This is a genomic window from Shewanella sp. SM55 (genome assembly GCF_025654025.1).
Classification (GTDB): Bacteria; Pseudomonadota; Gammaproteobacteria; order Enterobacterales; family Shewanellaceae; genus Shewanella; species Shewanella oncorhynchi.
In genome coordinates, this window is record NZ_JAKKRS010000007.1 from 170,468 (window position 1) to 196,610 (window position 26,143).

Sequence of the window (26,143 nt, forward strand, 5' to 3'; positions counted from 1 at the left end):
ACCTTTTGAATTGATGCAACACGGAAGTGGAGCGCCCTAGGCACTCCGTCTCGGCAGGTTTTAACGCACTTTATACTGCGTTGGTTATTTTTAACTTAGTCCACTAGGTCTGCAAATAACCGCAATCGCCATGGATGGCGTGAATGCCATTTATGCAGGAGCAATAAATGGCATTGCCTAAAGTGCGTTAAATTCCCGCTGAATCCTGCATTTTCAGGTAGTTTGGGTATAGATGTTAAAAATCACCTAAACTGCAAAAGCGATTTAAGGGTGTGCCCCTATTGCCTGGCCCGCATAAATCGGCCCTGAATAGACTGCCCGTCCCGCAATGTAGTTTGCCTGCACTTTGTTATGTGCATCGAGCAAGACAAAATCAGCCCTATGTCCCACTGCTAAACGGCCAGCTTTATGCTCAATCCCGAGGAACTGTGCGGGATATAACGCCGCCATTCTCAAGGCTTCCGCCAAAGGTAAACCTAACAAGTTCACCGTATTATTGACCGCAGTCGCCATATCGAGCACACAACCCGCCAGCTCACCTGTCACGGCATTTAATCTATCGCCGACTCTTAACACTCGAGTACCAAAAAGCTCGAAGCTAGTCTCATCCTCCATACCAACTGGCGGCATAGCATCGGTGACTAACATCATTTTGCCTCTAGGTTTTGCCCGTAGTGCGACCTTTGCCGCCGCGGGATGCACATGGTGACCATCGACAATCAAACCACACCAAGCGGTTTCACTCTCAATCGCCGCGCCAACCATGCCTGGCTCACGGGAGCCCAGAGGAGACATTGCATTATAAAGGTGGGTAAAGCCCGTCGCGCCTGCCGCTAATGCCGCAACCACAGTATCGTAGTCGGCATTAGAATGACCCAAACACACCTTAACGCCCGAGGCGACAAGCGTGCGGATCACCTCTGGTGACACATTCTCAGGCGCAAGCGTGACCACTTTAATCCCCAGATCTTGACGACAAAATACGGCGAGTTCCGCATCGGTGATTTCGCGAATAAAGCCCTGTGGATGCACACCTTTTTTAGGCACAGATAAATGTGGCCCTTCAAAATGCACTCCTAAAACACCAGCGCTACCTTTGACTAAAGCCTCGGCCACTGCATCGGCCGCATTGGCCATCACGCTGACATCATCGGTGATAAGCGTAGGTAAAAATCCTGTCGTGCCAAAACGCGCATGGGCACGGCCGATAGTTTCAATGCAATTAACACTCGGATCGGCATTGAATAACGCCCCGCCGCCACCGTTCACTTGTACATCGATAAAACCAGGCACCAGCGTTCCGGCTTGGCGGATTTCCTTCGCGCCAACAACCGTATCAAACGCCAGAATGTGCCCGTCTTCAACAGTTACAGGCACATCTTGATGGAAATATTCACCATCAAAAATACGCCCGGCGATCAAGGTGATTTTCATCGCAAACCTCTTTCAATAAATAACACGAGTGACTTAAGTCTTAAATTAAGTTCACTGCGAGGGCTTAGCTGCACGAGCTTAGCTGAACAGGTTTAATCGTGCAGCTGCTTAATCGTGCAGCTAAAAGTCCGCTAAATCTAATCCGCAGCACCTAAACCTCTTAAACTTTGGCCACTTAAAGCTCGGCGGCTTAGAGCGTTTGGGTCACTTTTTTAAGACCTGCCGGTTGATCGGGATCGATACCGCGGGCAATCGCAACCGCAGCCACATCGATATAGAAACGTTGTAATAACGCTAACGGAGCAACACGAGGGTGAATGTCCGTCGAGGTTTGATTCAGATGCACTAAATCGGCGCCGCGTTGGCTCACGTTTTCAATTTGTTCAATATGGCTAGCGTAAGATTCATCGCCAATACACACATCGACGATAGTAAGTTTTTTCTCAACTAAAGTGACAGGGCCGTGGAGGAACTCGGCGCTGCTGAACGCTTCGGCATGGATTGAACACACTTCTTTTAGCTTAAGCGCGATTTCCTTGGATACCGCATAACCTAAACCACGGCCGAGTACGACTAAGTTCTTCACGTCGGCAACGGATTCTGGCGTGAGCTGCGGCTCAGCGTCCACCGCCGTTTGCAGCGCTTGGGGTAAAGACGCTACAGCGCTAGCGAGCGATTCGCTTTGAGTCCAAGCGGCGGCGAGTTGTAAAATCGCCGACAAGGTCGCGAGGTAACTCTTAGTTGCGGCAACGGCTTTTTCTTCGCCGGCACGTAAAGGCACAACGACATCGACGATATCTTTAATCGGTGCACTTTCATCATTCACTAAGGCAACACAGAAAGCACCAGCATTTTTTGCCATACGCGCCTGCGCCAAAATATCAGGGCTACGGCCAGATTGTGAAATCACAATCACTAGCGCGCCTTCGAGTTTCAAAGTTTTACCATACACACTCGCCACTGAAGGCGCGGCGGCGAAGGTTGGTACACCCGCTTCAATTTCAAATAAGTATTTAGCGAACACTCCCGCATGATCCGATGAGCCGCGACCTACTATCATCACAAAACGAGGGGCGAAGGCGCGCAGTTTCTCACCTAACTGCTGCATGATGTCAGCGTTAGCTTCTAATTGACCCGCAATTTTTTGCGGTGCAGTGCGAGCTTCTTGTTCCATAATAGTGTTTGTCATGTCTTTTACCTTCACGTTCAAATACAGGATTTGGCTTCAGTGCCTATGTGCACTGACAACGACTTATTAAATTCTTGCTGGGCGAAATACATAGCACCGAGTTCGGGGGGGGCTAAGGTTTCTGAAATCTTAGCGACGACATCGGCACCGAGCCAAGCTTGTAGAGGCCCTGCAAGACCACCGATCATAGAAAAACGCACCGGATTTAGGCTAAATAACTTACGCGCCATGTCGCTAATATAATCAGCACCTTCTTGTACGATAGCAGTCGCTACCGCGTCACCTTCATTGGCACAATCGAGTACGCTTCTGGCTAATGCGGCGTAGCAACTTGATGATTTACCGGCTAGATTTTCGACAATGCCGAGCGCATCGGTGACACCAAATTCATTCAACAGCATATCGGTTAATCGAGTTGGTACGGCAAAGCCATCGAGTGCTAACAGCACGTGTTCCGCAGCTTTTAATCCAAGCCAAGCACCGCTGCCCTTATCGCCCAATGCAAAACCATAACCACCAATACTCAAGCTGGTATCACCAACATGGGCATAACCGCAAGAGCCAGTACCCGTGATGATCACCGCGCCATCGGCACCGCGGTGGGCACCAATACAAGCCGTATGCAAATCGGTAGTGACATACATGGCTGCAAAAGGATGCTGCCAGTTGATAACATCTTGATATAACCTAGGGACATTTACGCCAGCAAGACCAAGACCCGCCACCAGCAAGTGGCTATCGCTCTCGTTCATACCCGCATCTAGCAACGCCAGGCGAGTCGATGCTTCAATGGATTCAAATGTTTGTGTGAGACCATGCAGTGGATTTGCACGTCCTGCAACACCTGTCCCTAAAACGGTACCGTCTGCGCAGTAGATGGTGGCTCGGCATTTACTACCGCCTCCATCTACACCTATAAACAGTGGTTGATCTTTTGTCTGGACTAACCCCATGACACCCCTCTTCACCTATCAATGCAGCGCTACCGTTGCTTATTATTTGCCGTTAATACAGCGCTCAACTTTAGTTAACTCAATGTTACAGCAAAAATGACAGCGTTGTCATTTACTTTTTTAAGTGATTTATGATCTAAAATCAAATTTAGGCAATCACTGACACAGAAAAACAAAAAGGCTGTATTTTATCTTTAAAATACAGCCAGATATAAAAACGATTTAGTTAACGATTAAACTTCGGCCTTTACGAATACCATCGGCCGCAATGGCACGGATCTCAATCGGTGCAGTGACCGCCAATCCCGCTTGATAAGCTTGCCATTGGCCATTGAGGCTACGGTATTCGAGTTTAAGGCCGGGATAGGCAATATTGGCAAACAGTTTACCGTCACGGATCTCGGCGCCGACCGTCGGTACGCGATAATCAATCCCCGCTTTATCTAGCTTAATAAACTCTTTATGGCCTAAGGTATTTGCAAGTTTTTGCCACTCCTTTGCCTGTGCATCACGCATGGCTAAAGTAAAAGCACCCGAGCTTTGATTATATACAGCACCTTGATATTGATAAGGTACTTCCCATGCCGCTTGATGCCAAGCACGCTCGGCCAACATCAACAAACGCGGGAACACCATATATTCAATCGTATCGTCACTGCGAATCGACTCACTCCAAATCTGCCCTTGCAAGCCAGTAAAAGGCTTGCCTTTCTCCCTTGGACCCGAGACTTTGTTACCCGCCTCATCAAGTTTTATTCTGTCGTCCGCTTCGAACGGCTGATTTTCAATATCGGTCCATTGCTCGGCATTGGCTGCTAAGTTATCAGGCATAAAGCTAAAGACTTTATGGCTGTTGGTCGCACGACTCGCCCAGTAATAACCATGCTCCTTAGGATCGGCCTCATAGGGGAAATCAAAGTACAGCACCTCTGGATTAGAGAGCACGGTTTCCCAACCAAGATTCGCCTGCTGATTGGCGCGCTCATGACCTTTATGGGCAATCACATCCCAAATATTAGACTGCACTTTAGCGGGCATATTCTCAGGGCGAACATGGCTCATGCCATCGCTCCATCCTGCAGCTTCAATGCCTTTTGCCGCTAACATAGTCGAAATTCGTTCAATAAAATAAGCGCCTAAGTCATCTATCGACTTAACGCCTTTATCGTTATTGGCGACAAATGCTAAACACTGGGGTGATTGTTTCCAAGCTCCCGCCGTTTCATCGGCACCAATGTGGTAACGCGTCAATGGTTGACCCGCGGCTTGGTGTAGCTTGGCTATTTCATCAATCACCTTATCGACAAACTGATAGGTCGATTCCATACACACGTTAAGCGTATTGTCGTCGTAATATTGCACTGAAGAATAAACCGTTTTGTCGTTTGCATCGGATAACAAATATTGCTCAGCTGCAGTGGTTTGCCCTTCAGCTTGCAATTGACGCTCGCCCGCATCTAACGCTTTTACCGCTGTGTTAGCTTGATTTGCCGTTTCCTGCACAGGGACAACCTGCACTTTGCCCGTGTTTTGAAGCTCTACGTCTTCAGCCTGTAATCGACGAAAACGCGCATCCATCGCTTTAATCGCGGCGCGGCTATGACCCGGCATATCCATTGATGGGATCACTTGAATTTGACGCGCCTCGGCATATTTCACTATGTCGATATAGTCTTGTTTAGTATAGAAACCATTAACGCTCGACTCCGCAAAAGGACCACTGCCCAGTTGCGGTAACAGACAGGTATTTTCAGCAAGATCATGGCAACGTTTACTGCCGATGTCGGTCAGCTCAGGTAACCCGTCGATTTCTAAACGCCAACCTTCATCGTCAGCCATGTGTAAATGCAGTTTATTGAGCTTATAAGCCGCCATCTGGTCGAGCAAATCCAGCAACAATTGTTTGCTGTGGAAATTACGTGCCACATCAATGTGCATACCACGAAACGGATAACGTGGGCTGTCTTCAATGGTCATCGCATTCACTTTCAGCGAATTCACATCCACAAGGCTTGCTAATGATGACAAACCGTAAGAGAAGCCCGCCGCATCATTGGCAGCAATCACAATTTCAGTTGGCTGAATATCTAAGCGATAACTGCCCTCATCCCCTTTTTGGCTGGCAAATTTCACCGTAATGCCACTCGCAGATTCAGCCACACCTAGGCGAGCTAAACGTACCACCGCCGCCGCAACTTGACGCTTTTGCTCTGGGTTATCATGCTGATATTCGAGCTTAATACCACCAGCAAGGGATACTGGTGTATCGGTTGAATGGATCTTCACCTTTTGTGGCGTTGGGATAATGGTATCCACAGCCAAGGCGGCATCGTCACTCACGCTTCGATTGGCTTTAAATAATTGCGCGGCATCGGCTGGCGCGAGTTTATCCGTTTCAGTGCGTTGATATTGGGTTTTAAAATTCGTAACCCCTTCAACATACGGACGCGTCTCTAAACCCGTTTCGGCATCTTTACCCACTTGAGTGCTGGCGATAATGACGGGCTCTAATCCTTTTGCTGCGAGGTAATAGTTTGGCATAGCGTCGGTTTCAGCCAATTGCCACGGCTCACCACGGAATGTCAGTTGCTTTTTCTCGCCCTTAACAAATCCCTTAAAAGCAGCCGTTGGCGTAATACGATGTAAATCGCCTTTAACGTGCGTTATCGTCAATTCACCGCTTTCAACCGATTGCACTGGGCGCATTTGGCTTAAATAAATTTCCCAATCTTGGCTGGCTAAATCCATACTGGGGACGAAATCAATTTGAGCGACAAAACAGCGACCATCGGCTTTATCTTTTAGGCACTTATCGTCTGGCATATTGGTCACAACACGGTAAGTTACGACTAACGAATCCCCGAGTTGTTGCAACTGCGCTTGAGTTAATGCGTCCTGAACTTGCAGTATTTGAGCCACAGCCTTATCGGCTGACGCTGCGGAAGGCGCCTCGGAACAGGCCGTTAATCCTAAAGCCAGTAAAATGGCGCTTGTTGAAAGTGTTTTTTTCATGATTATCCTTATCTAGCTCCAGAAATGGCTACAATCTGAAGGAAGTTACTAACGTCCGCAGTCTTTCCCCTTGGTGAAACAGTCGCTCGCTCGAGTGCGCTAAGTGCTCGCTATCGAGTGAGGCTGAACCTGAGACATTGGCAAGATCATTTAACGTGCGAGAAATCGCTTCGGTGACGCAGGTTTGCTCCTGTGCCGCATGGGAAACTTCGATGTTCATATTACTGATATTTGAGACTAAATCAGTCACTTTAGTAAGCACTAACTTAATTTCTTCTGAGCGGTTAACGCCCTGAGTTGAGAGGGCTTGGCTCGCTTGCATCACAGTGACCGTTTCGGCCACTCGGCTCTGGACCTGCAGGATCATCTTCTGGATCTCACCAGTTGCCTGTTGGGTTCGGCTCGCCAGCGTACGCACTTCGTCGGCAACAACAGCAAAACCGCGCCCTTGTTCACCCGCCCTCGCCGCTTCAATCGCAGCATTAAGCGCCAGTAAGTTGGTTTGTTCGGCAATGCTGTTGATCACCACGACCACTTCATCAATCTTTTGGGTTTCTTGCTGTAGCTGTGAAACGGACAATGCCGAGCGGGCTAATTCAGATGCCAGTTTACGAGTGATGTCTAATCCCGAATCGAACTGACGCTGACTGTCATCGACCGCTTTATCGGCCTGACTCGCCACGTCCGCGGTGCGCTTGGCATTAATGGCGACTTCGTTAGCACTGGCGCTCAGTTGAGTTACCGCCGTCACTGCGGCCTCGGTTTCTTTTAGTTGGGTTTGCACGCGATCATTATTCGTTTGCGACAGCGACCCCAGCGCTTTAGCATCGCCCAGTAATTGCCCTGAGGTTTCGTGCACTTTGGAAATCGTGCCGTGGATTTGCTCTACAAAACCATTAAATGCCTTAGCAAGCTGACCAATCTCATCCTGACTCTCAACCGGTAATCTGTGGCATAAATCACCGTCACCGCTGGCAATTTCTTCCATGGCGCGAACAATATTATCCAGTGGATTAATCACTAAACGTTTAAGAATAATGAAGATCACAAATAAACTACCACCGAGAATTAACAACGCCTGCAAGAAATAACCTAAGAGTAAATCTGACAACTGAGCGCGAATAGGCAACATAGAAAACTGAATGGCCAATTGGCCCGTTGGGTTGCCTTGATCAGCAAATTGAATTTCACGTTTCACTAGATACTCATCGGCCACTGTTTGAGCCTGTTGACTCTCGGCTAATACTTTACCGCGATGGTCACTCACGACAATATGATAAATTTGCGCAGATTTAAGCATCACAGATAGCACTGCACGGATCTGCTCATAGTCGTAGGTGAAGATGGGCTGCGCCATAGTGACTTGTAAATTGGCGACGGTATTTTCTTCAAACTCAGTTTCACTGGCAGCCAATTTATCGTTCGCCAACCAGTAAGATGCACCGAACAGAACGCTAACAATCATAAAAATTGCTGCCGCTAATCCAATCTGTACTTTTAAGGCTAATGTTTTCATTATTTTGCACCTTGCATACTAAAAAGATCTAACCATAATTCTGTGCGTTCTATTGGTGTTAATGGACTTAAATCAGGTGTATCAAGACGGATAATCACTCGTTGTTCAAACTTAGCCTCACGGTACAGTTGCTCAATTTTAAGCTCGCGATTAAACATCTCATCAAAAGAGCCGTCGCTTACCATACTTTCAAGCCCGGCTAAAATAGCCGCAGCAAGTTCGGGGCGCTTAGGGGAAACAAAGAAATAAGCTGGCGAACGATATTGCAGCAGGATATGGCTATCGATCTTAAGTACGGGATCGGGGTGATTTGCGAGTTCTTCGCCAATTTCCTGGGCGCCGAGGGCAAGATAATCGAAACGCCCGCCTTCTAACATGGGGTATAAATTGATGTACTGATAGCTAGTGACGACGGGTAATCCATTGGCTTCTAAAATCGTGGCATCGGGCCAATAACGATTTTGCCCCGCCTTTAACTGCCTAAAATCTGCCATGGTTTTCACATTAGCAAATCGTGCTTCATCCGATTTACGGATAATCAGCAGCCGATTACCGAGTAACCCTTTAAACAATGGAATGCGCACGGGAAGCACAGTTTCTTCCAATTCTTTTGAGGTCATGCTCCAAAACATGTCTACTGTCCCAGCGAGTGCTTCTTCGACCTTGCGCTTTTGATTCATTTGAGTCGACATTTCTTGCACTTGATAACCCGAATCCGAGCGCCGCAGTGCTTCTTCAAGTAACTTTAGCAACCATTCCTGCTGTATCGCGGTGGTGATTTTTTTTGAAACCTGTGCAGACGATTTAGACACATCAGAATTTGAAGCTAAATTGTTTGTGGCTGTGTCGGTAGCAAATACAGCAAAAGAGGAAGATGCCGAAAAAAACGCTAATGCCATTATAAACAGGGGTATGCAAACCGTTCTTCTTGTCATGATGAGTGCGGTGACATGGCCAATGACACTCGACATGCCAATTGCAATGACACGCATCGCAGCCGTTAAATGAATCGCCATAAATTGCAGCCTCTTTTATTATCTGGTTTATACCAGTGAGTTTTATTTATCTATGCCGCTAACGTTCAAGTGCTGAGGTAGGCAGTTGAGTAATACCGTAAAAACATCCTAAAAAAATGGCTGGGCACTGCTTACAGTACCCAGCCCACGCTAGTTTCTGGGGAGAGACTATCAAAATATCAAAGACAAACGTATCGCCGCCCGACAGCAATACTCCTGCCAAACACATGATAAGGAGACCTCATCCTCTCATGCAGACCTTACAAACAACGCGTCACACAAGCAGATGACAGCGTTGTCATTATTAAAGTACACAAGAAAGAACAGGATTTCTACATTTTTTTGACAATTATTGTTATTTTTTATGAAAAGACATAATTAATGCTAATTTTTCATATACTTAAAATGTTTATTTTATTTATTCAAGCTTATGTGACAACGCTGTCTTTCATTGATAACATAGCGATAACATGACAAAGATCACGGTAGCTATTGATGAATCCCATTAACACACTTGTGCCCAATAATACCCAGCCTGCTCCGCGCTTAAATCGGTATTACCTAAACCTCAGTTTGGTATTACTACTCTGTGGAGCTTGGTTATTTTGGGCGAACCATTTTCATTCGCTATTTGATCTTATCCAAGAATATGGACGCTTCGTTTTTCTAGGCATCACAGGAGCGATATTTGCAAACTCGACGGGAGCTGGCGGTGGCGTCATCTTTATTCCGGTATTTTCGAGCCTCAACTTTAGTGAGTCTCAAAGTGTCTCGACTTCATTTATGATCCAATGCTTTGGCATGACAGCAGGCGCAATTTCATGGTCACTGCATTATAAAAAGCACCATCGAGAAGATGATGCATGGTCTGGTTTTGTAAAAGCATCATTACTTGCAGCCTTCTTTTCTGTCTTAGGTTTCTGGAGTAGCCAATTACTACAACTCAATTCGCCCTCTTCGCTACACACAAGTTTCAGCATCTTCTCGATTGTACTCGGTATCGCCATCGTTATTAGTAGCAAAAGTAGCACGCCAATAACTCGCGCTATAAGGCCTGTCGATTTTCTTTGGCTCGCTCTCATAGGCTATTTCGGCGGCATTATCACAGCTTGGTTATCGGTAGGCGTCGGTGAATTAGTCGTCATTTATCTGATGTTACGGGGACTATGCGCTAAAATGGCGGTCGCCACCGGCGTTGTTGTCTCTGCGATTACCGTTTGGTCGGCAAGCCCTATCCATATTTTTTCAACAAATAGCCATGCCCTCTTTGAGCTAGTTTTATTCTCAGGCCCAGGCGCCATTATCGGAGGATTACTCGCTCGTAAATTAGCACTCTTTCTCCCAGTAAAAGTATTAAAACTCTTTTTCTCCATTTGGATCATTTTGACGGGTAGCGTCATGTTGGCGAGTTAATAGGAAACATTAAGATGAATAATTCTCCGCTAAAAAGTATCACTATTGTCGGTGGCGGTAGCACAGGTTGGATGACGGCTCTCTACTTGAGTAAGTTATATAACCATTCGTCTAATATCATTGATATTAGACTTATCGAAAGTAAAGAAATTGGTATTATTGGCGTTGGTGAAGCTACCGTTCATAGTCTACGATTCTTCTTTGCGGCTATGGGATTAGATGAAAATGAACTACTTAGAGAAACTAACGCAACATTAAAGACCGGCATATTATTTCGTAACTGGATGAAAGCAGTCGATGGTAAAATGCATGAATATTTCCATCCATTTGAGCAACAAAAACCATCTGGAAAAATTGATAATGCAAGTGCTTGGATTTTAAATAATCAGATTAATGAATCAAACAGCACTCCCTTTGCTGAAGCAACAAGTCTTTCATTTAGCTTAATGCAAAATAACTTAAGCCCTAAAACGCAATACTTGAACCAATATCAAGGTATTGTCCCCTATGGTTACCACTTAGACGCGACGCTCATGGCGGCCTTTTTAAAGCGTAAAGCCACCCAAGCAGGTGTAGAGCATGTAGAAGCAAATGTAACGGACGTTTTGGTTAATGATGGCAACATCACTGAGGTTGTAACTGACCTAGGCTCATTCAAGAGCGACATATTTATCGACTGCACAGGCTTTAAAGGGCTTTTAATTCAAAGTCTAAAGAATGATAACTGGCAATCATTCGAAACTGAATTACCTTGCAATAAAGCCGTTGCAATGCAGCGGGAATATCTGCCTCACCAGCTACCAAGAGCCTATACGACAGCAACAGCGCTTAGTCATGGTTGGGCTTGGGAAATTGACCTAACGAATCGTCAAGGAACGGGTTATGTCTACGATGGCAATAGTCTAACGAGGGAACAGGCTGAGGCTGAATTAAAAGCTTATCTTGGCGATGAACAAGAGATCATAAGAACTGTTCACTTAGATATGAAGATAGGTTGTAGACGTGAATTTTGGGTTGGAAATTGTATTGCAATGGGTCTCGCAGGTGGATTTATTGAACCCTTAGAATCGACAGGCTTGCATCTTATAAACTTAGGTGCAAGATTGCTAGCGACGCATTTAACGTCATCAAATCCCTCCCAAGCAATAAGGACGTCATATAATACCGCAATGAACGGCTTGTATACCGATCTTAGACAGTTTATCGTACTTCATTACTGCTTAACTGATAGAGATGAAAATGAATTTTGGCAAAAAGCCGCACAAAGCTCAGCATTCATCCCTGCTCTAGAACAAAAAATGACACTATGGAAAGACAAAGTTTGTGAGTATGTCGATCTTGCCAATGGATATAGTTCAGTTTTTACAGATGAGAATTATCGCTACGTACTTTATGGTATGCAGCATATTCCTGAAATTCATATACCTTGTCCCCAAAATGAAATATCAAGAATACTCGACAACTTAAAAACACAACAGTTTAGAGCAAAAGAGCAATCTTTATCACATCAAGAATTCTTAGCGAAAATAAAAAATATTTAAAATAATAAAGAGCAAGATTAAAAATCTTGCTCTACTTACCATTTAATTCAACCATTAATTAAGTTGGATGCCATACAACTTGATACGTTCAATTAACTCTCTATGAGGTAATAATTGCGATTTGAGTAATGTAACCTGCTTGCCTAATTTCTCGGTCATTACCGTGAAAAGCCTTTCCTCTTCATCATTTAATTTCCTCTCTAATTTTGACTCAAAGTCTGAGCCATAGAGTACATATAAATAATTTTCTAAATTGAAAAATTCTAGCGTAGAAGTAAAGTCATAGGCAGTCGGTATGTGATAGCGCCACAATTCTAAATGTTCTTTTAATGTGTCTGGAATACTTATTTCATTTTTATTATCAACCCAAAATGGCGTATCCATTCGTTTAGCGATGACATAATGAAGTTTAATAAAATCAATCACCCGATTCCAAGCATTCGATACGCGCTGATTATAACGATTAGCCACAAGTGGCATAACGTCAGTATTAGCAGGAAAACATTCGGCTAACATTCTGGCTGTCGCATCAAACATAAGCAGACCAGTCGCTTCTAGAGGTTCAACAAAACCACTCGACAAACCAATCGCCACACAGTTACCTTGCCACGATTTCTCTCTATACCCCACCTTCATCGGTATGTGTCGAAACGAGACGTGTTCTGCTGCTTTACCAAGATATTCCCGCAATACACTCTCAGCTTGCTCTATTGATGAATATTGACTGGAATACACATAACCAACACCACGACGTTCAGACAAACCGATATCCCATATCCAGCCAGCCTCTTGTGCTGTTGATTTAGTGAAACAAGGGATAGGCGTATATTTATCTTCATAAGGAAGCTGCACAACTAATGCTGAGTCGACAAACAAGATGTCACTCTTATCAACGAAGGGAACTTTACATGCATCTCCAATGAGTTGAGCACTAAATCCTGTACAATCAACATACAAGTCCGCATTCAATACACCAGCATTATCAGTATGTAACTCTAAGATATGTCCCAGAGCGTCCATTTTTGTATCAATGACTTCTGCAAGAAGATGTTTAACGCCTAACTGTTCAACACCAAATTTGGTTAACATCTTGGTAAACTTTGCAGCATCGAGATGATACGCGTAATGCATAGCACCTCGATATTGAGGCTGTGTCATCACTTTAGGTCCAAGTCCCGCATCAATCAAATGACCTTGAACTGACACAAGATCAGCGTAGCGGCCTCTATCTGAAAGAGATTTATTAAGCCAAGTTGAAGTAACGTCTTTAAAGTAGGGATAATCAAATAAATGGTGATAGTACTCCCCTGAATTGGGTTTATTCCAATCAATGAATTTAACACTCTGCTTAAATGTTACGTCACAGCAACGAATAAACTCATCTTCTCGAATACCAAAATACTTTAATGTTTCGCGTAACATAGGTACAGTCCCTTCACCAACACCGATAGTGGGAATATTCGGGGACTCAACTAACATAACTTGTACTTTAGGTGTTCTAACATTCAACTTTTTAGCTAAATGGCAGGCAGAAATCCAACCTGCAGTTCCGCCACCAACAATGACGACACTCTTTATTTCTTTTCTTGAAGTCATGATCTATGCCTGCTGATTACTTAAACGCTCAATTCGATTTCTTCTTTCGCTAGGCGATTAATTTGATGCAATGAGTTCAAATGGCTGTAAATCGGCGCTAAAAGGCCCCGTCGCTTGATATCTAAGAACTCATCTGAGTTGAGTTGATTTAACTTAGCTTCGTCGATGAAATAGATACCATTTATGCCGCGTTTTTCGCCTTTAATGTCAACAGTAAGACTTTGGGGAGAAAATAATTCTTTTTGTGCCAAAAATGCAATAATTGCCTTACTCATTTGCTCTTGTTCGAAGTTTTTTATAATACTGTCTTTACGCAATCTTAAAAACGCAGTTTCCTCTCCACCTTCAAACAATGCATTTCCCTTATCAGTGCTCACATGGGCGCTTTCTTCTCGTATCCCCACCCATACTTTATCCTGCTGTTCAGCACTCAACATTAAACCAAACGGATAGTTTTTAAGTATATTTGGAATATACAGCCCTAACCATTTGCCATCTTTTTGCTTCAAATTCTGTCCAGGTTTTAATCCAAGCATAATTACGGACTGATATTCTCCTGTTTCACTATGTTTAACAAAAACAACAGGAGCATCTACAGCAGCAAAGGCAAACTCATAAATTGAAATGGGTAGTAAGTGTTGCGCAGCAACATGTTCATAAGTGGTAGGAGTCACTTTCAGGTGCGCATGTTTTGCTGAGTCAAGTGGGGTGATTGAATTAGTCATATGAGCTCCTTGAGGGCTTCTTCTGATTGAATATTATTGAGATATAAAAAAAGGGAGCAAGCTCCCTTTTTCATTTATACATGAGTTAAATCGAGATTAGAATCGTACGCTAGCGCCTAATGTAATTCGGCGGGCCATGTTGTATTCAAATACAGGGAAGCCATCCGTAAAACCACTTAGATTAGATTGGAACTGATTGTTACCAAACTGACGTGAACCTTCTTCTAACAGGTTATTACCATCAAGTTTAATATCCATATAATCAGTAACATGCCAAATTGCACTCAAGTCCAAGCTACCAAATGCATCGTGTAAACGATTACCGTATGAACCAGTTTCACGGATCATATATTCACTACGCCAGTTATATGCTAAACGAACTTGGAACAAATCGTTTTCAAAATAACCAGTTAAGTTATATGAGTGCTTTGAACTATCGCTTAAGAACGGGTTGCGATCTGTATATGTATTTGGGCTAGTTTCACTATCAGTATAAGTGTAGTTAACAATTGAGCCGAAGCCGTTCCCAAAGTCTTGTTGATATTGCAGCTCTAAACCTTGGATTGTCGCCGATTCGCCATTGGCTTTCTCTTGCACAGTCCAACCACCAGCAACTTCATCAGGTTTTAACGTGCCAGTAAATGGGATATCGGCGCTATCTGCATGGTACTCACTAAAGGTTACGAAGTTTTTAACATCCTTCATAAACAAAGCCGCAGAAAGTAATGACTCTTCATTGAAATACCATTCAATGCCTAAGTCTATTTGATTAGCAATAAATGGTTTTAACCCGATATTACCAACAACCCATTTTTGGTTATTAGGCACATCATCATTTGCACCTAAAACGTTAGGGTTAACATACATGTCATCATACTGTGGACGAGCCATAACTCGAGCCGCTGATGCGCGCAATATGAGATCAGGTGCTAAGTCGAATGCTACGTTTAAGCTTGGTAACCATTCCCCATAATTAGCTGAAGCATCGGCTTTCTTACCATCAACATAGTACGTTGAGGTCGCTTCAGTACCCGCATAACGCACACCAAAGTTACCGCGTACACCTTCTGATGCAAAGTTAGCCATCACATAAGCAGCATAGTTATCTTCATCAATTTCACGGTATGAACCAAAATCTTCAGTCTCACCGATGATGCTCGATTTAGCCCAATCTTTTAGTGCATCTGGATCAAAACGAATAATATCGTATTCACTCGTACCTACAGCAAAAGTACCAGTATTTAAGCCTGCTGTTGATATGACAGGATTAAAGTCATCGGCTTGTACAAAGTCAAAACGTCGACTAGTTGTATTATGCTTCGCATATTTCAGACCCGTTTTAATGGCATTAACCACACCTAGATCTACATCAAACTTAATATCTGCTTGAATATAAGTTTCATCATCTGTTTTTGGTGTTTTATTAAAGTTACTGCCAGTACCCATTGCAAGCGAACCTGGATCATAAGTGGCTGTATCAAAACCATTTAAATCCCAAGTTTGATGACCATTGGTAAAGTCGTAAGTCGCACCATTTAATGCTGTACCACCCAGACCATCTTCAACAACCATTTCAAAATCGGTACCACCAGTAGAACTTGTATCACCGATTTGAGTCGTAAACTGGTATCCATCACCGCTATATTCCATCTTCAAGTCGAAAACTTGAGACTTCATTGTCGCTTCACGAGGACGAGCTTGCCAATATGCTAAGTTAACAGGGCCTGCAACTTGAGAACCTGACTGTGATGCATCTGGCTTATCACCACCACATAAACCGCAGCCACCAATCCATTCCGTGTTATCCCAAGCACCAGAACCAGGAGCACCTGACCATGAAGTGTCAGCTTGCGTAAACCATAATGCGTAGTTGGTGTTGTCCGCGGCCATTTGCATGTCCATCGCGTTAAACACAAAGTTTAATGAATCAGACGGGGCATACTGGAATGTTGCAGCAATAGCTGAACGTTCGCGCTCTTGTTCAAATGCGACAGGGCCAGCACCCCATTCCCAAAACGCTTCATCGCCTTGACGCTGCAAGCTACGATTTTGCATAACGCCAGAAACTAATACACCAAAAGTTTCATCATCATTCTTCCAGCTACCTAAGCCTGAAAATTGTGGATCTGTTTCACCCGAATCGCTTTGATATTGAGCTTCAGCAGAAGCAAAGAAAGTCATTGAATCCATATCCAATGGCTTACGGGTATTAACTACAACAGTACCACCCACACCACCTTCAGCTAAGTCCGCTTGGGATGATTTATAGACTTCTAAGTTACCAACTAATTCAGATGGTAATAATTCATAGTTAAATGAACGTTTTGCAGGCTCAAGAACAAACCAACCTGTTGAAGCTACGTTTTGTCCATTCAGAGTTGTCAAAGTCAGATCTTGACCCGCACCACGAATTGAAACACCCGCGCCTTCACCAAATTGACGCTGGATCGTGACACCAGGAATACGTTGCAGAGATTCTGCAACGTTTTTATCCGGAAATTTGCCAATGTCTTCAGCAGTAATCGCATCCACAGTACTGTCTGAGAAGCGTTTAGCATTTAAGTTAGCTTGCTGGGAAGCGCGAATACCGCGAACTTCAATTTTTTCAATATTTTCAGGTGCTGCGGTGGTTGTCACGGCGTCTGCAGCAACAGCGCTGATGGATACAGCACTGCCAAGTAGGATAGCAATATTTGTAGCTAGTACGGTTTTCTTAAAGGTTGATGGTCGCATCTCGTTTCCCTTCCATAACTTTATTATCGTTTTAGTATTCATAACCATTCCCCGCGGAATGACAACGCTGTCATGTCTAGTGCAAACATTACACAATAATTAACAGCCTTGCCACAACAAAATAACGATGGAAGCAAAAAAATGTCATAAAGCAGAATGTTGAATCAGTAGTTTTATTAAAAACCATTATAAAACATGAGCTTTAATATTATGACGTAAATTTACAACTCCCAGCATAATTGTAACAATGATAAATTAACGCCAATTTGTAACAATTCAGGATTGCTAAGCACATCAAAAGCTCGCACTATAAGATGTATAAGTCAGAAAAAACTGATAAAAAATGTAAGCTTGTAAATTGCAGGTAAAGAATTTACGTTCATAGAACAGTTAACCCCTCGCGACCTTAGACAAAGAGTTTTTACATCAATGAAAGTCACTATCAACGACGTAGCTAAATATGCTGGAGTGTCTATCAAGACAGTATCCCGTGTAACCAATAACGAACCTTCAGTGAAGCAGGCCACCGTTGACAAAGTGAACGAGGCGATAAAAGCACTTAACTACCAACCTAATTTAGCAGCAAGAAATCTAGCAGGAACTAAATCCTATGCTATTGGTTTTATTTACGATAATCCAAACGCTTACTATATTATTGATATGCAAAATGGGATCTTGTCAGCCTGTAAAGACAAGGGCTATGAACTTGTCATCCACCCTTGCAATGCCAAATCAGAGACCATATGTGATGAGCTTACAGCACTAGTCAAATATTCTAGGCTCGCAGGATTAGTACTAACACCTCCCTTGTCAGAAGATCCTAAAGTACTCAAAGCACTCACTGAAATTGATGCTAACTATGTGCGCATTATTGCGGGAGAAAAGGACAACGATCAGAATGGGTTGACTATTTTAGTCAACGATAAATTCGGTGCAGTTCAAATCACCCAGCATCTGATTGATTTAGGCCACAAGCATATCGCTTTTTTAAGCGGAGATTTACACCATGAATCCACCAAAGAGCGATTACTTGGTTTTAAACAGGCATTAACAATAAATAACCTAAAGCTGAATGAAAACTACATAATTGAAGGGAAGTACTCATTTGAGTCCGGTGTTGATGGTGCTAACAAGCTCATCAAACTAAAAAATCGCCCGACGGCGATTGTTGCTTGTAACGATGAAATTGCCGCTGGTGCACTTTTTGCGGCTCGTTTAGCGGGTTTAGACATACCCGTTGATTTATCAATTGTCGGTTTCGAAGATAGCCCATTCTCACGTCAAACCTGGCCTAAACTTACCACAGTACATCAGCCAAACGCAGAAATAGCTCAGGTTGCTACTGAATTATTAATAGCAAAACGTCGCGAGCAAGATGCCATATATTCTAGAACCTTTACTCCTGAACCTATCATTCGTGACTCGTCGGCAATTCCTAAACAATAAAAAAGAGAGCATATATGCTCTCTTTCTATCTCCTAAATCACATAGAAATCAATGTAATTTGAGCTTCGGACGCTGCCACTTCAATAACTTTTGTGCCACTCGATACACAATTGCCGAAAACCAACCATAAAGGCTGGCTAAATGCCTCTGATACAAAGAGATATACATCAATCTTGCTATATGGCCTTCAACAAAGAAAGTGCCAGAGCGTAGGTTCCCCATTAAATTGCCTACCGCAGAGAAGCGGCTTAAAGAAACTAATGAGCCGTAATCTTTATAAATAAAGGCCTTTTCAGGCTTACCTTGTAATCGATTAACGATATTATCAAACAAGGTATCAGCCATCTGAGCTGCTGCTTGCGCCCTTGGTGGAACAGGCTGGCCAGAACTTTGGATCAATAGAGCGCAATCGCCAAGGGCGTAGATATCTTGATGACCTTTCACTCGCATACAATCATCAACTTCTACCTGATTTCGCGGAGTAATGGGCAGTTTTGCAAAATGCTGAAATGCTTTTGGTCCTTTGACACCGGCAGCCCATACTTTTAAGCCTGCTTTAATCACATCGCCATCTTGGGTAATGAAACCATCACGAGTCACTTCTTTAACTTGAACACCGATATGTAAACGTATACCAATCTGATCAAGAACAGCCTGAGCCCTAGCGCTTACACGCTCTGGTAATTGAGGAAGGATTTTGGGGGACGCTTCAATCAAATGCACATCAAGATGATGCTTAGCGATATTCAGATAGCCGTACTCTTTAACAGACTCAATGACATGATGAAGCTCTGCTGCCAATTCAACCCCTGTCGCACCCGCACCGACAATACCAATGCTGACTCTTTCTTGCGTTTCGTTTAATTGAAGTAAAGCGTCGAGTAATTTATGATGAAATAAATTGGCATTTTCAAGGCTGTCTAAGAAAATACAATGCTCATCAGCACCTAATGTATTGAAACTATTAGAAACTCCACCCAATGCAAGCACTAAAAAATCATAATCGATTTGTCGCTGCTCTAAGAGCAACTCGCCTTCATCATTATAGACTGCGGCTAACTGAATCGATTTAGCATCCGGCTCACACTGCTCTATCTCACCACGAATATAGCGATAACCGTTTTTAAGTCCATGATCGCGATAGAGTAAACCTTCAATAGATTGATCTATCACACCAACAGCGACTTCGTGTAATTTAGGCTTCCATATATGAATAGGACTTTTATCAATTAAGCACACATCGACGACATCACTACCGCCCCATTTACGGCCCAACTTCGATGCAAGCGCTAAACCAGCAGCACCACCACCCACGATCACTATTCTTTTTGTAGCCAAAATGACAACCTCATAAAACTCATTTGCGAGGCTAAGTTATACCATGTTACAGATAAGAGATAACTACATTAGTTGAGTAAAACAGGCGATTTTCCATTAAAGATATTTCAGAAACCCAGCAGTACTATTTAGTTTTTCCATATGCTTAGGCAACAAAAAAGGGCCACTAGGCCCTTTAGAATCGTTCGTAAGCAGTTTATACCGCTTCTTCGTTTTCTTCACCCGTTCGAATACGGATAACACGTTCAACATCAGTGACAAAAATTTTACCATCACCAATTTTGCCTGTGCGGGCCGTTTCAACAATGACATCAATTGCTTGGTCGAGCAGATCGTCTTGGATCACTAACTCTATTTTTACTTTTGGCAGAAAATCCACCATATATTCGGCACCACGATACAACTCTGTATGCCCTTTCTGACGACCAAAACCCTTAACCTCCAGTACCGTCATCCCAGTTATACCAATTTCTGCAAGTGATTCGCGCACATCATCTAACTTAAATGGCTTAATAATGGCTTCAACTTTTTTCATTAAAAATTCCTCATCCCTTGCAATAACATAAACAAACAGAATAACACTAGCTTACACGGGGTTACGTCAATATTGAAGTGAATGTAGTGCTTTACTCATAAAACACAGTTTCTATAAAATCGCTTTTAGCACATAAAAGTCTAAAAAAAGTACTATGAATATTGCCTCAGATTTTATACTTACATTCTAGCCAGCACTAACTCGCTCGCGGGATGCAAGCGAAAAATAACAAGGATCTGTTATGAACTCCCATCGAAAAGGCTTTAGCCTGATAGAACTTATCACTACGATATCAATTTCAACAATCTTGTTAACAGTTGGAGCTCCTTCCTTGACCGATCTCAGCGATCAGATAAGAGCTGATACCAATATTAAAACTATCCAGCAGACACTTCAATTTGCGCGAAATACAGCTGTTAGTTATGGCTATAGGGTCACAGTATGCCCACTCGTAAATGGGAAATGTACTCAAGATTGGCAAAAGGGATTAACAATTTTCATTGATACAGGTGTAGTCGAAAGCTTCGATGCTAACGATAAAATTATTAGGGTCATTGATGAATTCGATTCGAAAGATTTTTTAACATACAATAAAAGTTCGATAAAATTTCAACCTGATGGGTTAGCTTCTGGAAGTAATGGTACTTTCAAGTATTGCCCACGAACAATTGATAGCAAAAATTCCCGTGCAATCGTTGTTAATCAGGCGGGTAGAGTTCGCCTTTCTACCGCAAAGAATATCAATTGCGATTAAATTTAAATATATACTCCCTATTATAATTTAATTATATAAAAGCAAGAAAATCAATTTATTGGGTATATTGAAAATATAGAATAGATACTGACCATTAGAGTCTCCTCGCATATACTTAGCTAAGTTTTAACGAGGATAGCTACATGTTAATTATTTCAAGAGGATTTACCTTAGTCGAACTGATGGTCACAATTGCCGTAGCAGCAATCCTACTAGCCATAGGGGTTCCATCACTTACGTCGCTATACGAAGGGACACGCAGCGCTAATGAAATACGAAAAATTAGTGATGTGTTTGCTTTTGCAAGAAACCAAGCTGTCAACTATGGCGCAACAGTAACAGTCTGCCCATACGCGGCATCACCATGCGGCACAGACTGGAATAAGGGGTTCAGTGTATATATTGACAATGGAGGTGCCAAGAATGTATTGAAAGTGATAGATAGTTTCAATACACACGATGTAATTTCCCTATTAGGGCCCGCCGATAAAAAAATTGATTTTACACCCGATGGTTTAGTCTCAGTTGAAACATCAATTATCTATTGTTCAAATGGGCAAAGTGACAATTCTAAAAGCATCAACATTAGCACTTCAGGTTTAATAAAAGAGGGCGCAGATGGGAAAAGCTGCACATAAACTATGGGAGACTAAATCTACCGTTCACTACCCTAAAATAATATTATCCTTAAATCGTTCGTTGTTAACATTTAAAAATACATGCTGATGTTTATCTAGGTGTTAACTTATCCAAAACTTGCGCCTTAGTATTAGTAAATTCAGCGTTTAATGCGACACACTCCTCAACACTATAGATGTAATATTTCGATCCATCATTTGATTGGCGAGTAGTACCAACAAGGCTAGCCATTCTCACATTCATTTCACTACTCTTCCAATGATAGAAGGCAATCTCAGCACTTTTCTTTGATGTAATGTAGCATTTGAAGTCTTGTTCGCTGACTGTTGCTCCAGAGTCAGCCCAAACTAAGCTTGGTAAGAAAGCCACCGTTATAAAGAGGTTTATTAATTTCATTTCCAACACTCCGCACTCGGACCTTTTGCCCCAGTATCTGATATTGTTAAAGGAGAGCACGAGGCATCACGGCTAGCCTGAACCCCTTGAGCAACTGCCTTAATCGTAAAGCTTGATGCACCACTTGATGATACAGAGTAATGTTTGTGTTCAGTGATATAAGGGTTGGCCCCTACAAGTTTTGTTAAATCAGTAGCATATTTTTTATTATCGAGATAATACTGTTCCTGCAAGTTTGCTATACGTATCAAAGCAGCTAACCCTTCTGATCTTGCACTCTGAGCAATGTACTGCGTATAAGAAGGGTATGCAATCGATGCCAAAATACCAATGATCACGACGGCGATCATCACCTCTATCAGGGTAAAACCTTTAAGTTGAACCTTCATAAATTAATAACTCATTCATTTATATGATAATAAATTTTATTAACACCTAACCCAGAAGCAACGTTGATTGTTCCTGTATAATCCCCATTTTCATTTTTCTCACCTTTACCAACTCCAATAATATAGATATAGGGATCTTTACCGGATTCAGGTGCAGGAATAACAATCTGCGGTGTATCCGGTACACGTTCACCCAGTTCATAATATAATTGAGAAAAGGATCTCGTTCCTTTGTGCAGATCGAACGGATATAATTTGCCAGAACCAGACACCAAACACACGTTATCGGCAACCGAATCTGCAGGGGGAGAATAAGAAGTGAAATAAACTTTGCCTTGGACAATCAAGGCAGCTGTTAAACTCTTTTCACCTAGACCACTAAAATCATAGAACCAGCCGAGTTTTTTACCGAAACTTATGTTGTCGGCTTCAGACGCAGGTGCATTAGAAGTCACATCATAGAGATCATTGATTGTGATCGCCTCGGGAATATCACCGCCAGTAAAACTCTTAGTCACCACATTACGATCTTGCAATGTAAAAAACATATCATTGATATCAGTAGATGATGGGTGGGGTCGCGTTCCACTTCCAATCACCACCGCATCATAGGGAACATTTTGATAAGTTTTAGTCGTAGTAGTACCACTCTCTGTTGTCACCTTAACTTCGGATAAATTAGTAAACATCGTTTGTGCTACAACAGGTTCTGCATAAAAACGACGATTATTACTATCAGTACCACCTAAAGAAGCAAATTTAAATGCACTCCAACTCGACTTACTTGCACTTGGAAGATCAATGCGCCAGACATTTGCACCGACATCGGAGGCATAAATCCTATCTGTATACCCATCATTATTACTATCAAGTACGGCGACTGAGTTTGGAATGCTATCCTGAATACCCGAAAGTACTGTTGCACCCGATGCAGAGCCACCAAATGAATGAATCAAAGTTCCCTTCTCTGCATCGACAATATAAACCGCACGACCGACCGGAGAAGATGAAGGAGTTGCATCAAAACTAACATCGTAGCCACCACCAAAAATGAGTACAGGCTTTTCATAACCAACGATTTTCGTCACTATAGGCTCAGACCATGTTTGTCCAAGATCAGAAAAACCATCCGTTGATGGATTAATAGTCCACATTAGAGAAGGGCTATCAGGGTTTGTCACATTGAGGGCATAATAAGACGAGCCACCTCGACGCATCCCCATATAGACCCATGCTTTAATCACTTTACCCTCAGCATCAGTTTCTGTGTAAGCAACTGGAGATGAATCCATTCCGTATACTGTGTGTACACCTGAAGGATCATTACTTCTCAGTTCTGTTAAATTAGGCAATAACTCATAGGGAATAAAGCCCCAAGTCTCTGATACAGATTCGCCCGCATCTTTAAACATATGCACAACACCTTGATTAGTGCCAAGCATGATACGAATATCAGTCGCGCTTTTTGTGCCGAAATTGAGTGCAAGTGGCTTAGAATGAAGAGGATCACCCATAACATCATTACGTTTATCTGTCGTACTACCATCTTTATTATCGTCGTCGACATCTATCCCATTAAGCCAATTTAACGTATTAGCAAGCTCATCTACGCTAGTTCTCATATAGCTAGCTAGCGCAGCATCACCGCCTGCTGCAGTTTGTGCATTAGCAAGTGTTAAAGGCGTTAAACTGGAGGCCCCATTTAAGTTACTTACAATATTCCTAACTTCTTGCTTTCTGATTTGTGCCGCGACTCCGCCGACTTCAACTTTATTCCCATCCTTTTGCGCAACACAATCCGACCATATAGTACAGGCACCATCTTTAATATTGCCGTTATCTGCTATAGCTGCATTCCCTTTACTATCAACCAATGTTCCATCTGCGGTTACTTTTAATTTTTTTAAATTACCGCTCCAACGAGGTCCTTTGCCTGGGAGAAACATAGCGTAATAAGCGGCATCAAATGTCTGAGTCCTATCAAAATTATTACTAGCAATACTTGGAGATGTAAAACTTGAATCAATATTCAAAATATTTGATAACGCATCATTAAGTGCATTCTGTAGTTCAAGACTGTTCTGAGCAGCAAAATATAAACCACCACCTCTTTTAGCCGTCTCAGCAAGTAAAGGTGCGGCATCTTCTGCACCTTTACTAAAACCAATAGTATAAGTACGAACATTCTGCATTTGTTCAGTATTTGAACTGTCCAATTTGTTAATTAAGTCGTTATTAAACATATAACTAGCTAATGCGGGCAAATAGCTTGCTGTATCTAGATTTTTAGAAAATGAAGAGTAATCCCCTTCCTTACTTCCAGTGGCAGTTAAACTAATAACGTCATTATTCGCATTTTTATCAACTGTTGGAGAGCCATCAGTGACATAGATAACATAAGCAATATCCGTACATACTTTAAATGGACTTGCGTAGTTACCACTCTTCTCCACTGAACTATCATACGGGGGTTTATTTCCTACATACGAGCCATAATCAGTATCACTATGACCATATTTAACGCCCTTACCTGCAAAGTAACGGTAAGCTTCATACATAGTCTCACATAGTGGTGTATTTGTTTTTGCTGGCAAACTATCAATAGTAGATAATAAACTAGCACGCGTACTATCCGTCATCTGAGTAATGCCAGATACAATTCGACCACCGTCTCGATTACCTTCATTTGGATAATTATAATTAAATACAGCAAGTCCAAAATCCACTGTTGGAGTTGAACTAATAATATTAGAAATCGCTTTCTTCGCAATTTCTAGTCTTGAAATTTTTACCGTTGGTAATTTTCCCGCTTTAGATAATCCGTACCATCTTAGGTAATTATCAGTGTACAAGGTAATAGGTTGTCCAACACCAAAGTCAGTATTATTTGCTGCGGCTAAAGCATTGGTCCAAGTTGTTCCTGGTAGTGAGGAAGTAAAATATGGATACGCTTTCTTTTTACTACCTGACCCCGTTGTTACCCCGTTAGCAGGAAATCCATTAGGATATGATGATGAATTACTCGGATTTATTTGAGAAATATCTTCCCAACAATCAATTACTTTTATTGCTGTACCGTTTGTTTCAGGTAGTTCTTTCCAAACACCAGTAGTACCACTTGATGTGAACTCTCTTATATACCCAGTAAAACGACCAAACTCTGCTAATGCAGCTTTGCTTTGACTACATCCATTTAAACTAGCTTTAAAATTACGCTTATCAGAGCTAGTATCAGGGGTGGGTAATCCTCCACCGCCAACAGCATAATAAATAAGAGTATCACTATACCCAGAACCACTTACGGCTGGGTAGTCATAGTTAGGGTCATAATCTACAACCTGAGTAATTTCTTCAGTCGACATACTTCCTGAGTTATCAAATATAACGAGCACTTTAGGTCTTGCGCCCGTTCGAGTTGTTGATTCTTTTACATATAACTCAGTATCGTCACTAAAGGAGAAAGCCGACACAAAAGTCAGCGCAAGTAGTATAGAACAAGCCAGCTTTTTAATAATCAT

19 protein-coding genes are annotated in these 26,143 nt (G+C 42.6%); 5 read left to right on the plus strand and 14 right to left on the minus strand.

Features of this window, described 5'->3' with window-relative positions; all coding sequences use genetic code 11:
• Positions 1 to 264 precede the first annotated feature (264 nt).
• The 6 genes from nagA to L5L91_RS11270 all read right to left on the minus strand — a co-directional run bounded on the left by nagA (position 265) and on the right by L5L91_RS11270 (position 9,120).
• Positions 265 to 1,434, minus strand: coding sequence for an N-acetylglucosamine-6-phosphate deacetylase (gene nagA, locus L5L91_RS11245; protein WP_263160884.1), 1,170 nt, complete (start codon positions 1,432 to 1,434; stop codon positions 265 to 267).
• A 190-nt stretch (positions 1,435 to 1,624) separates the two neighbouring features.
• Complete coding sequence (gene nagB-II, locus L5L91_RS11250; RefSeq protein ID WP_028760900.1) at positions 1,625 to 2,623, minus strand: glucosamine-6-phosphate deaminase NagB-II; 999 nt, start codon at positions 2,621 to 2,623, stop codon at positions 1,625 to 1,627.
• 17 nt (positions 2,624 to 2,640) lie between these two features.
• Positions 2,641 to 3,576: an N-acetylglucosamine kinase gene (gene nagK / locus L5L91_RS11255; protein WP_263160887.1), complete on the minus strand. Its 936-nt coding sequence runs from the start codon at positions 3,574 to 3,576 to the stop codon at positions 2,641 to 2,643.
• A 222-nt stretch (positions 3,577 to 3,798) separates the two neighbouring features.
• Complete coding sequence (locus tag L5L91_RS11260) at positions 3,799 to 6,588, minus strand: family 20 glycosylhydrolase (protein ID WP_263160888.1); 2,790 nt, start codon at positions 6,586 to 6,588, stop codon at positions 3,799 to 3,801.
• Positions 6,589 to 6,616: 28 nt separating this feature from the next.
• A complete protein-coding gene (locus tag L5L91_RS11265) occupies positions 6,617 to 8,104 on the minus strand; it encodes a methyl-accepting chemotaxis protein (protein WP_263160889.1) in 1,488 nt (495 codons plus the stop codon).
• Positions 8,104 to 9,120 (minus strand): substrate-binding periplasmic protein, encoded by a 1,017-nt coding sequence (locus L5L91_RS11270; protein ID WP_263160890.1) that lies wholly within the window; start codon positions 9,118 to 9,120, stop codon positions 8,104 to 8,106. Before L5L91_RS11270 ends, L5L91_RS11265 begins: the two co-directional genes overlap by 1 nt.
• Before the next feature lie 495 nt (positions 9,121 to 9,615).
• On the opposite strand from L5L91_RS11270, the gene L5L91_RS11275 reads away from it, so the two are divergent.
• Both L5L91_RS11275 and L5L91_RS11280 read left to right on the plus strand, forming a co-directional pair.
• Positions 9,616 to 10,533 carry a sulfite exporter TauE/SafE family protein gene (locus L5L91_RS11275; protein ID WP_263160891.1) on the plus strand — a complete coding sequence of 306 codons (918 nt, stop codon included), beginning with the start codon at positions 9,616 to 9,618 and terminating at the stop codon, positions 10,531 to 10,533.
• Between the two features lie 14 nt (positions 10,534 to 10,547).
• Positions 10,548 to 12,074, plus strand: a complete 1,527-nt coding sequence (locus L5L91_RS11280; RefSeq protein WP_263160892.1) for a tryptophan halogenase family protein — start codon at positions 10,548 to 10,550, stop codon at positions 12,072 to 12,074.
• A 54-nt stretch (positions 12,075 to 12,128) separates the two neighbouring features.
• Here the strand turns inward: L5L91_RS11280 and L5L91_RS11285 are convergent, their stop codons facing one another.
• The 3 genes from L5L91_RS11285 to L5L91_RS11295 all read right to left on the minus strand — a co-directional run bounded on the left by L5L91_RS11285 (position 12,129) and on the right by L5L91_RS11295 (position 17,170).
• Positions 12,129 to 13,670, minus strand: a complete 1,542-nt coding sequence (locus L5L91_RS11285; RefSeq protein WP_263236545.1) for a tryptophan halogenase family protein — start codon at positions 13,668 to 13,670, stop codon at positions 12,129 to 12,131.
• Between the two features lie 20 nt (positions 13,671 to 13,690).
• The gene (locus tag L5L91_RS11290; protein WP_263236548.1) at positions 13,691 to 14,395 is read right to left on the minus strand and encodes a SapC family protein; all 705 of its coding nucleotides are present in this window, start codon (positions 14,393 to 14,395) and stop codon (positions 13,691 to 13,693) included.
• A 96-nt stretch (positions 14,396 to 14,491) separates the two neighbouring features.
• Positions 14,492 to 17,170: a TonB-dependent receptor gene (locus tag L5L91_RS11295; RefSeq protein WP_411568905.1), complete on the minus strand. Its 2,679-nt coding sequence runs from the start codon at positions 17,168 to 17,170 to the stop codon at positions 14,492 to 14,494.
• 387 nt (positions 17,171 to 17,557) lie between these two features.
• Here L5L91_RS11295 and L5L91_RS11300 point away from each other — a divergent pair, with 387 nt between their 5' ends.
• On the plus strand, positions 17,558 to 18,574 hold the full coding sequence (locus tag L5L91_RS11300) for a LacI family DNA-binding transcriptional regulator (protein ID WP_131525952.1): 1,017 nt from the start codon (positions 17,558 to 17,560) through the stop codon (positions 18,572 to 18,574).
• A gap of 48 nt (positions 18,575 to 18,622) precedes the next feature.
• Here the strand turns inward: L5L91_RS11300 and L5L91_RS11305 are convergent, their stop codons facing one another.
• Both L5L91_RS11305 and glnB read right to left on the minus strand, forming a co-directional pair.
• Entirely contained in the window at positions 18,623 to 19,912 is a 1,290-nt protein-coding gene (locus tag L5L91_RS11305; protein ID WP_028760910.1) for an NAD(P)/FAD-dependent oxidoreductase, read from the minus strand.
• Between the two features lie 196 nt (positions 19,913 to 20,108).
• Entirely contained in the window at positions 20,109 to 20,447 is a 339-nt protein-coding gene (gene glnB / locus L5L91_RS11310; RefSeq protein ID WP_028760911.1) for a nitrogen regulatory protein P-II, read from the minus strand.
• A gap of 241 nt (positions 20,448 to 20,688) precedes the next feature.
• On the opposite strand from glnB, the gene L5L91_RS11315 reads away from it, so the two are divergent.
• Both L5L91_RS11315 and L5L91_RS11320 read left to right on the plus strand, forming a co-directional pair.
• The gene (locus L5L91_RS11315; protein WP_263236553.1) at positions 20,689 to 21,201 is read left to right on the plus strand and encodes a GspH/FimT family pseudopilin; all 513 of its coding nucleotides are present in this window, start codon (positions 20,689 to 20,691) and stop codon (positions 21,199 to 21,201) included.
• A gap of 143 nt (positions 21,202 to 21,344) precedes the next feature.
• Positions 21,345 to 21,839 (plus strand): GspH/FimT family pseudopilin, encoded by a 495-nt coding sequence (locus tag L5L91_RS11320; RefSeq protein ID WP_113941309.1) that lies wholly within the window; start codon positions 21,345 to 21,347, stop codon positions 21,837 to 21,839.
• Between the two features lie 91 nt (positions 21,840 to 21,930).
• On the opposite strand, the gene L5L91_RS11325 is transcribed toward L5L91_RS11320, so the two are convergent.
• The 3 genes from L5L91_RS11325 to L5L91_RS11335 are packed head-to-tail and all read right to left on the minus strand — an operon-like array spanning position 21,931 to position 26,143.
• On the minus strand, positions 21,931 to 22,236 hold the full coding sequence (locus L5L91_RS11325; protein ID WP_113941310.1) for a TapY2 family type IVa secretion system protein: 306 nt from the start codon (positions 22,234 to 22,236) through the stop codon (positions 21,931 to 21,933).
• Positions 22,233 to 22,625, minus strand: coding sequence for a type IV pilin protein (locus tag L5L91_RS11330; RefSeq protein WP_263236556.1), 393 nt, complete (start codon positions 22,623 to 22,625; stop codon positions 22,233 to 22,235). The genes L5L91_RS11325 and L5L91_RS11330 overlap by 4 nt, the downstream gene beginning before the upstream one ends.
• 11 nt (positions 22,626 to 22,636) lie before the next feature.
• On the minus strand, positions 22,637 to 26,143 hold the full coding sequence (locus tag L5L91_RS11335; protein WP_263236558.1) for a pilus assembly protein: 3,507 nt from the start codon (positions 26,141 to 26,143) through the stop codon (positions 22,637 to 22,639).